The sequence below is a fragment of the Lentzea albidocapillata genome (genome assembly GCF_000719115.1).
In the GTDB taxonomy this organism is placed as follows: domain Bacteria; phylum Actinomycetota; class Actinomycetes; order Mycobacteriales; family Pseudonocardiaceae; genus Lentzea; species Lentzea albidocapillata.
The window spans coordinates 224,639-238,061 of the sequence record NZ_JOEA01000002.1 but is presented as its reverse complement, the minus strand read 5'-3'; the positions used below and the strand labels follow the sequence as shown (position 1 = coordinate 238,061).

Below are 13,423 nucleotides of genomic sequence, written 5' to 3'. Positions count from 1 at the left end.
CGGGCATGCCAACCGCCGACGAGGGCAGCGCGGGAACGATCCTCGTGTGTGACGGCTGCGGGCGGTCGCGCCGCACCAGCAGCACCGGCCCCATCGCGTGGGACCTGCTCTGGCTGCAGGCGGACGTCGCGGGCTGGGCCGGTTCGGACCGCCCGTTGGGGCCCCATTACTGCACCACCTGCGTCGGCAACGAGTAGACGACAACGAGATCCCATCGAAAGGGCCTCGCAAGGTTGCACAGTGCGGGTTTCCGGCAGACTGTGTGATGCGGACGCCAACCGGTCGGGGCGGGCGTCCGCACCAATCGCCACGGGGAGATCCGGGTACCGGCCGACAGGATCGGCGGCCGGTACCCGCCCGTGCGACCCGAACCGTCAGCGCCGGCGCGTCACGTTGTTCGCCACGACCAGCGGTGCGAACTGGACCCAGTCGATGTTCGGCCCCCACGCCGCCGGATTGCCGAAGGTCACCGCGCCGCCTCGGGTGGCCAGGTCGAGCGGGGACGTTTCCAGCCAGAAGCCGTCCCACGTGTAGTTGTGGCGGTACCGCGCGGCAGTCGCCTTGCCGCCCGCCTCGGTGGCGACGAGTGACCGGTTGATGATGTCGGTGTTGTAGGCGTGCCCGGTGTTCTTGTCCGCCTGGGCATAGGCGACGGTCAGGTCGTACTGCCCGGCCGCTCCGGTACGCGGAACCGTCAGCGTGCCGTTGTTGCCGACGTAGCTGACGTAGGAGCCACCGGACGCCCAGGGGCTCGACGCGATCGCCGCGCCGCCCGCGAGCTGTCCCGCCTCGGCCTCGACGCGGACCGTGTTCCGGTCGGCCGCGGCGTCGCGTGTCACGGTGAGAGTGCCGGTGACGAGTGGGGTGCGGCCCTCGTTGGAGAGCTTGACCTCGGTGATGCCCGCCTTCAGGTGCACCGTCGTGCTGCCGTTCCAGGAGCCCGCGCAGGTGGCGGTCTGGTCGGCACCGGCGACGCGGCGGCCGGAGAGGGTGAGTCCCAGGGTGCCGCGCCCGGTCGCCGTCCACGAGGTGTCCAGGCGGTAGTAGCCGTCCTCGGCCGCGGACACGTAGGTGGTGGCGGACTCTCCGGCACGCAGGACTCCGCTGCGGCTGGAACCACGCGCGTCGGACAGCGGGTACGTGGTCCGTTCCGGGCCGGTGACCTCGGTCAGGTCCAGGCGGTCGAGCGTGATGTCCGCCGAGCCGCCGAGATGGCCACCGGGACCGCTGGTGCGCAACGAGATCCGGTGCGTGCCCGCGGTGAGCCCGACGGTGGTGTCGTACCTGCCGCGATAGGTCCAGTTGAGGGTCGCGGGCAGGACGAGGTTCCGCACGTGGGTGTCGTCCACGTAGAGGGCCTGCTGACCGACGAACGCGTTGGTGCCGTAGAACGTGCCGAGTTTGTAGGTGCCGGTGCGCGGCACGGTCACGTTGACGGTGACGCGGGAGTCCGGCCGGTTCATGGAACCGACGTCCTTGCGGCCCGACGTGGTGTAGCGCATGGCCATGTCCCAGGAACCGGAGCCGTCGTCCTGGGTGTACACCTGAGCGTTCTCCACCAGGCCGTTCTCGGCTTCGTAGCTCGCCTGCCACGGCGCGTTCGCGACCGGCGGCGCGCCGGAGCCGGCCGGCGTGACGATCACCTGGTAGGCGGCGAGCCGGTCGCCTCCCGGCACGGCGATGGTGGCGTTGCCGTTCGCCACGCGGACCCTGGAGGCCGCGACGACCGGCGGCTGGCCGGCGTCACCCTCGTAACCGGTCCAGCCGATCTTGGAGACGCGCACGTCGACCTGGTCGCCGAAGACCTTGCGGTCGATGCCCGTGAGAGCGACGTTCACCGCGTTCGCCGTGCCGCCGAGCAGCACGGTCGCCCGGTCGCGATCACGGGTGGCCAGTCCCTGCACCGTGTCCCTCGTGTTCGGCTGCGGCGGCGTCACCTTGACGGTGTCGCCGGACAGGTCGCCGTACCACTTGGTGAGCCACCAGCCACCGTTGGCACGGCCGGCCCGCACGGCGTGGTCGCTGAGGTTGCCGGCCATGGACCAGAACGCCATGTGACCGTCCACTTTGGTGTCTTCCAGCATGGTGATCCACTGGACCATCTGGCCGGGCACCGAGGTGTCCCGCCGGTTGGAGTACTCGTTGATCACGATCTCCCTCGGCGAGATGCCGAGCTGCCGTTCCATCTCGCGGTACTCCGCGTGGTGGCCGCGGTAGAGCGCCAGCGAGTCGGGGCCGAGCTCGTGCCAGCTGGTGATCTCCGGCAGCACGTTGTTCGCCTTGGCGTAGGTGAGGAACTCGCGCAGGTGGTCCGCGCGGTACCGGGTCTCGCCGATGCCGGTGATGCGCGCGTTGGGCAGCACGGACTTCACCAGCCGGTAGACCCTGGTCCAGTCGGCGAAGAACTTCTGCTTCTTGTTCGCCCAGTCCGAGTACCAGATGCCGTCCGGCTCGTTGAAGATCGTCCACACGAACCGGTCGCGGTCAGGGCGCTGGGCGACCTTCTCCAGCTGCGGCCGCAACCTGGCGACGTAGTCGTCGATGCCGAGGTCCTCGTAGGGCCACTTGCTGTACGCGTCCTGCGAGTAGATGTGCATCTCGGTGCCACCCGTGGCGAAGAACTCGTCGGCGAGCTTCAGCGCGTCGCCGTTCGGGTGCTGGTCCCCGTCCGGCGCCTTCTGCGAGATGCTGCGCAGACGCATGCCCGCGACCAGGTCCTGGGACGGGACACCGGCATCGCCCAAGCCGTACAGCATGCCCGTGGCGCCGCCGCGGAACTTGCCCGTCGTCGAAGCGAGGTCCACGCGCACTGTTTCGGTCGCGGCGACCGCGACCGGTGGTGACAGGGTGGTGAGCACTAACGCGGCAACTACCGCGCAGGCAGGGAAACGCATAGCAGCTCCATTCGGGATCATTTGACGGCGCCGCCCGTGATGCCCGCGATGATCCTGCGCTGGGCGACGGCGAGCACGACGACGAGTGGCAGGCTCATCAGCACGACGTAGGCGAAGATCAGATGCCAGTTGTTGAGGTACAGACCGGCACTCGCCACGCGGAACAGGTTCAGCGGCAGGGTGTCGAGCCGGCCGCCGATGACGAAGAAGGCGTAGAACACGTCGTTCCACACGTAGAGGCAGATCAGGATCGTGGCGGTGGCGAGCACCGGCCGCAGCAGCGGCAGTACGACCCGCCAGAACACCGTGAACGGGCCCGCGCCGTCGATCTGGGCGGCCTCCTCCAGCGCCGGCGGGATGGTCCGCACGAAGCCGGTGACGAAGAAGATCACCGTGGACAGGTAGATGCCCGTGTAGACGCCGATCATGCCGGCCGCGCTGCCCGCGAGCCCGAGCTGGCGCAGCAGCAGGACGACCGTGACGACGGCCGGCGGCAGCACGATGCCGCTGATGCCCAACGCGTACAGCACGGCGTTCAGCCGGGTCGCGCGGCGGGCCAGGATCCAGGCCGCCATCGCCCCGAACGTCAGCAGCAACGCGACCGTCGGCACGACGACCAGCAGACTGCCGAGGAACGCGGTGGGCACCTCGCCCTCGTCCCACACCTGCCGCAGGTTCTCCAGCAACCGCCAGTCCCGCGGCAGTGACAGGTCCGGGTCGAGCGCCTCGCCCTGGGACTTCGCCGCTGTCACCACCACCAGCCACAGCGGGACACCGATCACGACGAGCACGAGCGCGATCGCCGCGACGGGCTGCGCCCTGGTCCAGAACCTGGTCAAAGGACCTCCTCCCGCCTGCGCAGCATGCGGATCACGGGGAACGCCAGCAGGGCGACGAGCAGGAACAGCACCAGGCTCATCGCGGTGGCCTGGGCGAACAGGCCCTGCCCGAAGGTGCGGTAGATGAAGATGTTGAGGATCTCGGTGGTGCGCGCCGGGCCTCCGCCGGTCGTGGCCTGGACGATGTCGAACCCGTTCATCGACCCCAGCAACGCCGTGGCCACGTTGAACGTGACCGCGGGTGCCAGCAGCGGGAACCTGATCGACCAGAACGCCCTGGTGCGGGAGGCGCCGTCGATGTGCGCCGCCTCCAGCAGGTCCTCGGGGATGGTCTTCAGGCCCGCCAGGTAGATGAGCATGGACAGGCCCATCCACTTCCACGCGTGGATCATCGCGACCACCACGATCGTCCAGGTGGTGTCACCGAGCCAGGCGTAGTCGATGCCCAGCAGACTGTTGAGGCTGCCCTGTGGTTTCAGCAACGCCTGGAAGATGTAGCCGACGGCGAGCGCGGACATCAGCACGGGCACCAGGAAGAAGATCCGCGCCACCCGGTTGAGCGTGGTGTCCCGTTCGAGCAGTACCGCGAGCCCGAAACCGAAGAGGTTCTGGAACAGGGCGACCAGCACGGCGTAGACGAGGGTGATCCGCACCGCCCGCAGCAGCGTGCCGTCCGACGCGAGCTGGGTGAAGTTGTCCAGCCCCACGGGGTTGATCGCGCTCTTGAAGCCCGACCAGTCGGTGAACGCGTAGACGAAGTTGAACAGCGTCGGTACGAAGAAGAACACGAGCAGGATGGCGAACGCCGGTGCCATGAACCACATCGGGTGCGTCTGCCGCCGGACGGCGCCGCGACGGGGCGGGGCCGGCGCGGGCAGCGGCCGGGTTCGTGGCCGCTCCCGCACAGCGGTGGGGGAGGCCGGCATCAGAACCCCGGTGCCCCGGCCGCCTTGGCCAGCTGGGCGAACTGGTCCTGCGTCGCCTTCGCGACCTGCTCCGGCGCCATCGTCCCGACGATCATGTCCGCGAGGTTGATGTACAGGTCCGGGTTCGCGACCGCCAGCGCCTGCATGGAACCGACCGCGGTGCCCAGTGACGCGTGCACGTCGAGCAGCGCTTTCGGCACACCGGCGGGGTTCGCGACGGCGGGCTGCAGCGAGACGGTCTTGCGGGCGGTGACGAACTCCTGGTAGCCGGGCCCCATCCAGTACGCGAGCAGCTGCCGGGCCGCTGCCTCGCGCTTGGCGTCCCCGGTGCGGAACGCGACGAGCGCGTTGGACTGGTCCGGGATGAACGTGCCGACGTTGCCGGACGGCGAGATCGGGAAGAACCCGATCTTCCGGTCGAGCGCCGCGGTGTCGGACTTCGCCTGCAGCTGCCCGAAGAACGAGTTGACCTGCACGACCATCGCGGCCTTGCCGTCGAGCAGCGCGGCGCCCTGGTCCTCGAACTTCGCGGTCTTGATGTCGGCGTTGAACAGGCCTTCGTCGATCAGGGCCTGGTACTTCCTGATCGCGTCGACCACGACCGGACTGGTGAAGGTCTCCTTGCCGGTGTTGATCCTCTCCCAGAGACCGTTCTTGGCGGCGTCGGCGAGCAGCACCTGCACCCACCACTGGGTGGCCCAGCGGTCACCGGCCATCTCGAAGAACGGCGTGACGCCCTTGGCTTTGAGTGCCCTGGCCTTGGCGATCATGTCGTCGAAGTTCTTCGGCAGTTCCGTGATCCCGTTGGCCGCGAACACGTCCTTGTTGTAGTACACGCCTTCCACGGCCGGGCTGGTGATCAGTGCCGCATAGCGCGTGCCGTCGAGAAGGCCGGTGATGTCCTTGAGTTCGGGTGCCAGCTTCGGCAACCACGGCGCGTCGGTGAGCGGCTGGAGGTTCGCCTTGGCGTTGATCGCGGTGAGCATGGACGCGGTGGGCTGCCAGAAGGCGAGGTCCGGCTTGTCACCGGTCGCCACCTTGGTCTGCACGCCCTGTTCGTACGGGTCCGGGATCGTCACGACGTCGACGTCGGCACCGGTCGCCTTCTCGAACGCCGCCACCACCTGCTCCGGCACGGTGTTGCTGTTCTGCGCGGCCCACATGGTCAGCTTGACGCCGCTGAGCGACGCGGTGGGATCGGCCCAGGAGACCGCTCCCGCGGTGGCGGTGTCCGCGCCGGGGTCGCTGCACGCCGCGAGTGCCAAAAGGACGGTGGCAACGCCGATCAGTCTCTTCATCGTGCGAACCCTTCGGTGGGGGAGGGAATCGGGGAGGTGAGCCGGGTGATCCGGAACAGGCGGGCCGACGCGGGGACGCGGTGGGCGGTCATGCTCAGCACTCCCGCGTCCGCGTCCCAGTCGCAGGTCCACTCGGGCAGATCGGACGGGTGGAGCACGTCGAGCTCGATGTCCGCGCCGCGCAGATGCGGCAACGGCAGGGTGACGTCCGTCCGGTCACCACCACGGCGCCAGACCGCCAGGTAGGTGAGGTCACCGGACTTCATGGCGAGGCTCAGCCACCGGTCGTCCCACGCGGGAAGACCCAGTGGCCACAACGGAACCGCGGCGGCGAGGTCGGCGCGGATCTCCTGGTGCACCCGCACCGCGGCCCGCACGGAATCCAGCTGTGCCGCGGTCATGGCGTCGAGACGACCGGACAGGTACAGGCGGCCGAGCATCCCGGTGCACAGCGTGAAGGCCATCTCCTCGGCGGACATGCCCGGCTGCGGGTAGGCCCAGCTGGCCGACTGCTCCGGCAGCACCGACATCGGCGCGGCCACGGCGATCGGCGGGTAACGCAGGTGGTCCTGCTGGTCGCTGGTGGACTGCAGCTGCATCCGCGACAACATCGCGTAGTCCATCCGCATCGCACCGGACGCGCAGTTCTCCAGGACCAGTCCGGGATGCCGGTCCAGGACCGCGTCGAGCCACGCGAGGTGCGCCCGGTTGCAGGCGAGCAGGCCGGCACCGACGCTGTCCGCGGCCACGTCCGTGCCCGCACCACCGTCGATGTTGTAGTCGAGCTTGAAATACCCCACGCCCAGCTCGCCGACCAGCCGGTCGACCACCGCGTCGAGGTGTGCGACGGCTCGCGGGTCGCGCAGGTCCAGGTGGTAGCGGCCGTGCTCGACCAGCCGGAAACCGCCCCGTTGCAGGAACGCGGACTCGGGCAGCCGGTCGCCCATCGGGCTGCGCACGCCGATCACCTCCGGCTCCAGCCACAGGCCGGGCACCATGCCGCGCGCGCGGATGTGCCCGATCACCTCCTCGATGCCGGCGGGGAACCTGGTCGACGACGGCTCCCATTCACCGACGCCGTCCCACCAGCTCGAGCCGTTGTCGTACCAGCCCGCGTCGACGCAGAACACCTCCGCACCCGCGTCGGCCGCCGCGTCGATCAACGGCAGCAGCTTCTCCGTGGTGGGATCGCCCATCAGCGTGTTCATGTAGTCGTTGAACACCACCGGCAAAGCGGTGAGGTCGCGGTGCGGGCGCACGATCTCGCGCCGATGCCGGGTCAGCGCGGCGATCGCACCGTCCACACCGGACGCCGACACCGCCACCGACACCGGGACGGAGGTGAACGACTCACCCGGCAGCAGGCGCTGCTGCCACTGGTGGTCGATGTCGGTCGGCCCGAGCAGCGCGACGTAGACGCCGTTCATCCGCTCGGCCACCTCCCAGCGCCACGCTCCGTTGTGCTCGACCTGCCACAGCCACGCCTGATCGGTTCGCCGGTCGACGAGCCCGCCGGTCGGCAGGACCGTTCCCGTCGACCACGTGCCGGTGCTGACGACGGCGACCCGGCCACGACCGTCCTGCCCGTGCAGCCCGAGGCCGAGGTCGGGCAGGGCGCCGTCGCGCAACGGGTGGCGGGCCCACCGTCCCTCTCCGAGCCACTCGCTGTCCGCTCTGAGCAGGTCGACGTCCTCGGCCCGCGCGTGGCCGAAACCGGCGGCGAAGGAGCTCAACCCCTGCAGCAGCACCGGCTCCTGACCCTGGTTGGTCACGGTGGTGGTGATCTGGCAGGCGGCGATCCCGTCCACCGAGCGGAACGTCGTGCGCGCCACCAGGCCAGTCCGCTCGTCCCTCAGGTCGATGTGCAGCTCGCGCCACTTGCCGTCGGTGCCGCTGGAGGAACCGGCGAAGACCATGCGCGTGCCCACCGCGGTCTCGGAGAACCTGTGCGAGACCCGGGCCCGTCCCTGGCCCGCCACCAGCAGCTCGACCAGCGGCTGCACAGCTCGGGGACGATCAGCGCGGTCGCCTCCGGCGGTGAGCGAGCGGACGCCGACCGGGCCGCCGGACGCCACGTCCACCACCAGTTCCAGCGCCGAATGGCCCCAGACCACGCTGGTCGCGGACTCCATCGAAATCACAGTGGGCCCTCATTTCCGCAGGTCAACTTTGTGTGACCGGTCACATCATCGGCACAGTGTGAGCGTTAACATGCCGACGTGGAAAGAGCGCGTTACCTAGTTGTTACGCCTGGGTGCCGTGGACTCGCGAATCACGAGCGAAGGCGGCGCGAGCGCGAGCGGCGGCTGTGGTTCGCCCGCCAGTTCGGCGGCGATCGCCGTCAGGCAGGCCCGTCCGAGTGCGACGAAGTCCATCCGCACGGTCGTCAGTGCCGGTGTCCAGTACGCGGCACCGGGCACGTCGTCGAAACCGATGATGCTGACGTCTCCCGGCACGTCCCTGCCCGCTTCGTAGAGCGCACGACGCACCGCCAGCGCCGTGTCGTCGTTGCCGCACAACACCGCCGTGACCGCCGTGTCGGCCGCGAGCCGCACACCGGCCTCGTAGGCCGACCGGACGTCCCAGCCCGCCGTGAGCACCTCGGGAACGAGCGCCCCCGCGTCCTCCAGCGCGGTACGCCACCCCGCCCGGCGGGCACTCGTGCCGCTCTCCGACGGGATCGCGACGTGGTGCACCGTGTGGTGCCCCAGATCCAGCAGATGTCCCGTCGCGTCCGCGGCCGCCTGCCGTTCGTCGAGGAAGATCATCGAACGCGAGACACCGGTGAGCCCACCGGCCTCGGTGGCGGCCACGGCGGGAACCTTCGCCGGCAACGCGCGCAGCACCTCCGCGCCCGCGGTGTCGAACGCGATCACCACGACACCACCCGCGTCGGGATCGCTCACGTGCTCGACCGCGTGCCGGACGTCCACCGGACCGTCCGACTCCACGACCCGGACACCGACGGCGAACCCCTCCGACCGCGCGGCCTCCTCGATCCCCTGCAACGTCGCGGCGTACCCGTAGAGGGTGGTGTTGGCGATCACCACCGTCACCGAGTTCGACAGCCCCGAACCCAGCGCGCGAGCGGCCCGGTTGGGGCGGTAACCCAGCCGTGCGATGACCTCGAGCACGTGGCTGCGCGTGCCGGCGTTCACCCGCGGCGAGTCGTTGAGCACCCGTGACACGGTCTGGTACGAAACCCCGGCGGTCGCCGCGACATCGCGGATGCTCGGCGTGGTGGAAGATCGGCGTGTCACGCCGACATCGTGATCGTTGCCGGTCGTGCCGTCAAAACCGGCCACTGGCGATGCCCTGTGCCTCAACTGAGCAACTCCGCGACGTGCACAACGCGCGAGGGAGCCCAGGACTGACGCCCTCCGCCGTGGAAGTCCACCCGGACGTCGTCGTCGCGCACCACCGCGGTCACCCTGCCGACCGGCCCGATCGAGCCGTACAGCCGGACGACGTCCCCTGCGAACAGGTCGCTCGCGAGCTTCAGTCCGATGTTCCGTGCGGAGGACGCAGGCCTCACGCAGGTGGTGAAGAACCACCAGGCCGAACCGGACACCGCCGGAGCGGTGATCACCAGAATCCCGGCCGCGACCGGGAACGCGGCCATCAGCGTGACCGCGACGATCGGCGCCCACAGGAACCCGACCGCCGCGGCGACGTAGGCGGAACTCACCGGCCGGTCGCCGATCTGGAGCCAGCCGGTCGTGCGGACCCAGCCCTGCGCCGTCAGCCCGCGCGGCGGCCTGCCGTCCTCCAGGCGAGGTGCCGGTTCGACGACGTCGATCGGCTCGCTGAACAGATCGACACGATCCTCACTTCTCACGCCGCCACCTCAGTTCGTCCTTCTGGTTGCGGACGCACACCATCTCCCTGCCCGTGAGGGACGTCCGCCGCTCACCTTCGGCGGTACACCGCCCGCCTTTCAGGATGTCGTCCCACAGATCGTCAGGCGGCACGGAAGGCTCCGGTGCCGACGATGACCGCGGCGGGGGAGACTCCGCCGGCGCTGGAACGGTTGTCGCGGTGGTGGTCGTGGCTGTGGTCGGCGCGGACGACGAAGGCGCGCTGGTCGCCGTCACGTTCGTTGCGCCGGGATCACAGCTGGTCGCCCACACGCCACGGCGGTCGTGGCGAGCGTCGGACTCGACCGTCGCGAGGTCTTTCCGGGCCGACCGATCCGCAGGCGCCGCGCCGTCGTGCACGATGGTCCATGCGTAGTCGTCGCCGTTCGGCAGCAGGACGTCGACCATGATCTGATCACCGCCGGAACCGTCATCCATCCTCATGACGAGCCGCACGTCCTTGCCGAGCAACAGGTTCTGGGCGGCAGCGCGGGACTCCGCCCGCCAGCAGTCGCCGGCCGGGCGCACCCCGGCGACGCGGGCCCGGACGAAGAGGCCGGTGCCTGGCTCTACCCCCTCGAAAGAGTCCACTTCGGATACCTTGTGGACAGTCACCTCGACGGAGTCACCTCTGCGCAGGTTCGCTTCCAGGCCGGAGCTTCCGTGCCGTCCCGGCACCACAACACCGTTGAAGGCGATCGCTCCCGTGGTGGCGACCGTCGTCACGACGCCCAAGCCGGCCAGCGCGAGCCGTGCGCCCTGGCTGGAGCGCCACCAGGAGCGGCGGACGAACCCTGGACAGATCATCGATGTTGCTGAGCTGGGCAATGGCGATCCCGCCTCGGTGAGGGTCGGACGTGGTTGTGGCGCAGGCGCCCACGCCGACCTTCACCAAGGTCACGTCTTCGGCGTTTCGCCTGGCAGTGCGGGGTGCGTGTCACCGCCAGGGCAGTGTTATCGCTAACAAACGGGTCGTCAAGATGGTAAAAGGTTCAATTGGATTTGGTGGTAATACTTCACGCGGGTGATTGATGTGATTGCACCTGCACTCACCCGACCAGCTGGCACGCAATGCCGCTCGTTCCACCGCCGACCACACGGCTGAATTGCCACCGACCATTCTGTGCGAGCGCTCGCGTGTGAGACTTTGGATCCGATCGAATCTCTCGCGGCGGTATCGGCCCCTGTGCCACCCTGACGGCGGGGGAGGTATTGGGGATGTGGTCTTTCAGGCTGCTCGGAGCGTTTCGGGTGGAACGCGACGGTGCCGAGGTCGCTGTGGGCACACCGCAGATGCGCACGGTGCTCGCGTTGCTCGTATGGCACGCGAACGAGGTCGTGCCGGTCGGCCGGATGTTCGACGAGCTGTGGGGTGAGGTGCCGCCGGCGTCGGCGAAGGTGCAGTTGCAGGGCATCATCTCGCGGCTGCGGCGGGTGCTCGGCAAGGAGCGGATCGCGACCGCGGCCACGGGGTACGTGTTGCGCGCCGCCGCGGCGGAGCTCGATGTCGAGCTGGTGCGGCAGGACCTGGCCGCCGCGCGCGGGCTGATCGCGGGCGGTGACGTGGCGTTGGGCGCTACGAGGTTGCGCGAGGCGCTCGGGCGCTGGCGCGGTCCCGTCGACCTGCAGCTCACCGAGCCGGTCGCCACACAGCTCGACGAGCTGCGGATGACGGTGCTGGAGGAGCGCGTCGACGCAGATCTCCTGCTCGGCGGCACCGCCGACCTGATCGGCGAGCTCACCGCCGCCGCGGCCGAGCACCCGTTGCGCGAACGGGTGCGCGCCCAGCTGATGACCGCGCTGGCACGGCGCGGCCGGGTGCCGGAGGCGCTCGATGTGTTCCTCGCGTTCCGCCGCACCATGGTGGACGAGCTGGGCGTCGAACCGTCGGAGCAACTGCGCGCGCTGCACGCCCGCATCCTGCGCGGCGAACCGGTCGCGCGGCCCGCGTTGCCGTTGCCGCGCAAGGCACATCAGCCCCGCCAGCTGCCACCGGCGCTGCCCGACTTCGTCAGTCGCGAGGAGTTGCTCACCGAGCTGGCGGACGTGCTCACCGCGCCGCGCCGGGAACACGGGCCGCTCGTTGTCGTCTCGGGTGCCGCGGGGCTCGGCAAGACATCGCTCGTCGTGCAGCTGGCCCACCGGGTGCGCGAGCGTTTTCCGGACGGCCAGCTCTTCGCGACGTTGCGCGGCGACGACACGATGGCGGTGCTGCAGCAGTTCCTGCGCGCGCTCGGGGTACCCGCCGACCTCGTGCCGGCCGCAGAGGACGAATGCTCGGCACTGCTACGGGACCTGCTGGCCGGACGGGAGGTGTTGCTGGTCGTCGACAACGCGGCCGACGCGCGCCAGGTGCGGCCGTTCGTGCCGGCTGAACCCGGCTGTGCGGTGCTGGTGACGAGCAGGCGCACGCTCGGTGAGCTGGAGGGCGCGCGGCTGGTGCGGCTGGGCCTGCTCGATGCCGGCGAGTCAGCCGAGCTACTGACCAAGATCGCCGGAGTACCACCGGGCGACGCGCTGGTGGCGCACTGCGGCGGGTTGCCGCTGGCGTTGCGAATCGCGGGCGCACTGCTGCTCGACCATCCACACTGGACGGCCGACGACCTGGCCGCCCGGCTCGCCGACGAACGCACCAGGCTCGACTGGCTGGAGGCGGGCGACCTCGGCGTCCGGGCGAGCTTCGACGCGAGCTACCGGCAGCTGTCGCAGTCGCACCAGATGTTGTTCCGCCGCCTGGGTCTGCTGCCCGCCACCACGGTGCCCGGCTGGCTCGCGGCCGCACTGCTGGACATCGAGCAGACCGGCGCGGAACGGGTGCTGGAAGACCTCGTCAGCTGGCACCTGGTGAGCACCGCCGGCTGCGGCACCGCGATTCGCTACGGCATGCACGACCTGTTGCGCTGCTTCGCCGCCGAACAGGCCGAACCCGAGCAGGGCGCCGTGCTCACCCGCGCGGTCGGCGCCTGCCTCGCGATGGCGGAGTCGATGGCCGCCCGGCTGCCCACGGACGGGCTGAAGCCCGCACCCGGCACGGCACTGCGCCACCACGTGGAGCCGGACGCCTGCGACCCGGTCGCGTGGTTCGACACCGAACTGCCGACACTGCAGGCCGTAGTCGAGACAGCGGCGGTATGCGGAATGGCCGAACACGCCTGGGAACTGGCCTCGGTGTGCCAGCAGTATTTCGACCACTGTGGACACAACGCAGGCCCGCTCGCCGCCGGACTGACCGGCGCCTAAGGGCAGGGCCGCACCGATGCCACGCGGGCGTCCGGCGGGAGGTTTTCCCGACCGCCAGGGTCCACGACGGCGATGAGGTCCATGTAGTTGGTCCGCCCGTACAAGCACCATGGCGCGGCGGTGCGGTTGTACGCACTCCTGACCTCAGGCCGGGGACCTGGGACACCCAGGTCGGCGTCACCGACGCGAAGGATGATGATCCGCGCCGTGCCGCTGACACCGGTCCACATGCAGAACCGGTTCGCGGGACAGTCACTCCACGCGGCCGGCGACACCGGCCCGGCGACGGCAGGGGCCGCTGCGTACAGCGACCCCGCCATCACCGCGCCGGCCACGAGCGCTGCTGCTCTGCTGGCCAGCACGACTCAC

11 protein-coding genes are annotated in these 13,423 nt (G+C 69.9%); 2 read left to right on the top strand and 9 right to left on the bottom strand.

All coding sequences use genetic code 11. From position 1 onward, the window contains the following. Positions 1-5: 5 nt before the first annotated feature. The gene (locus tag IG04_RS0103075) at positions 6-197 is read left to right on the top strand and encodes a hypothetical protein (RefSeq protein ID WP_144065122.1); all 192 of its coding nucleotides are present in this window, start codon (positions 6-8) and stop codon (positions 195-197) included. A gap of 177 nt (positions 198-374) precedes the next feature. Here the strand turns inward: IG04_RS0103075 and IG04_RS0103070 are convergent, their stop codons facing one another. From IG04_RS0103070 to IG04_RS0103035, 8 genes are all read right to left on the bottom strand, one after another. Continuing rightward, positions 375-2,894: a carbohydrate-binding protein gene (locus IG04_RS0103070; RefSeq protein ID WP_144065121.1), complete on the bottom strand. Its 2,520-nt coding sequence runs from the start codon at positions 2,892-2,894 to the stop codon at positions 375-377. Between the two features lie 17 nt (positions 2,895-2,911). Continuing rightward, positions 2,912-3,733: a carbohydrate ABC transporter permease gene (locus tag IG04_RS0103065; RefSeq protein WP_030474966.1), complete on the bottom strand. Its 822-nt coding sequence runs from the start codon at positions 3,731-3,733 to the stop codon at positions 2,912-2,914. After that, on the bottom strand, positions 3,730-4,659 hold the full coding sequence (locus IG04_RS0103060; protein ID WP_084400778.1) for a carbohydrate ABC transporter permease: 930 nt from the start codon (positions 4,657-4,659) through the stop codon (positions 3,730-3,732). Before IG04_RS0103060 ends, IG04_RS0103065 begins: the two co-directional genes overlap by 4 nt. Continuing rightward, on the bottom strand, positions 4,659-5,957 hold the full coding sequence (locus IG04_RS0103055) for an ABC transporter substrate-binding protein (RefSeq protein WP_030474964.1): 1,299 nt from the start codon (positions 5,955-5,957) through the stop codon (positions 4,659-4,661). Before IG04_RS0103055 ends, IG04_RS0103060 begins: the two co-directional genes overlap by 1 nt. Further along, positions 5,954-8,089 carry a glycoside hydrolase family 36 protein gene (locus tag IG04_RS0103050; RefSeq protein ID WP_030474963.1) on the bottom strand — a complete coding sequence of 712 codons (2,136 nt, stop codon included), beginning with the start codon at positions 8,087-8,089 and terminating at the stop codon, positions 5,954-5,956. The genes IG04_RS0103055 and IG04_RS0103050 overlap by 4 nt, the downstream gene beginning before the upstream one ends. 105 nt (positions 8,090-8,194) lie before the next feature. Beyond that, on the bottom strand, positions 8,195-9,217 hold the full coding sequence (locus IG04_RS0103045) for a LacI family DNA-binding transcriptional regulator (protein ID WP_030474962.1): 1,023 nt from the start codon (positions 9,215-9,217) through the stop codon (positions 8,195-8,197). Between the two features lie 62 nt (positions 9,218-9,279). Then, entirely contained in the window at positions 9,280-9,795 is a 516-nt protein-coding gene (locus tag IG04_RS0103040; protein ID WP_030474961.1) for a hypothetical protein, read from the bottom strand. Next, the gene (locus tag IG04_RS0103035) at positions 9,785-10,621 is read right to left on the bottom strand and encodes a hypothetical protein (RefSeq protein WP_030474960.1); all 837 of its coding nucleotides are present in this window, start codon (positions 10,619-10,621) and stop codon (positions 9,785-9,787) included. Before IG04_RS0103035 ends, IG04_RS0103040 begins: the two co-directional genes overlap by 11 nt. 411 nt (positions 10,622-11,032) lie before the next feature. Here IG04_RS0103035 and IG04_RS0103030 point away from each other — a divergent pair, with 411 nt between their 5' ends. Then, positions 11,033-13,054, top strand: coding sequence for an AfsR/SARP family transcriptional regulator (locus IG04_RS0103030; protein ID WP_051768759.1), 2,022 nt, complete (start codon positions 11,033-11,035; stop codon positions 13,052-13,054). Here the strand turns inward: IG04_RS0103030 and IG04_RS0103025 are convergent. Beyond that, positions 13,051-13,416: a peptidase inhibitor family I36 protein gene (locus IG04_RS0103025; protein WP_144065120.1), complete on the bottom strand. Its 366-nt coding sequence runs from the start codon at positions 13,414-13,416 to the stop codon at positions 13,051-13,053. The genes IG04_RS0103030 and IG04_RS0103025 overlap by 4 nt on opposite strands. Between the last annotated feature and the right edge of the window lie 7 nt (positions 13,417-13,423).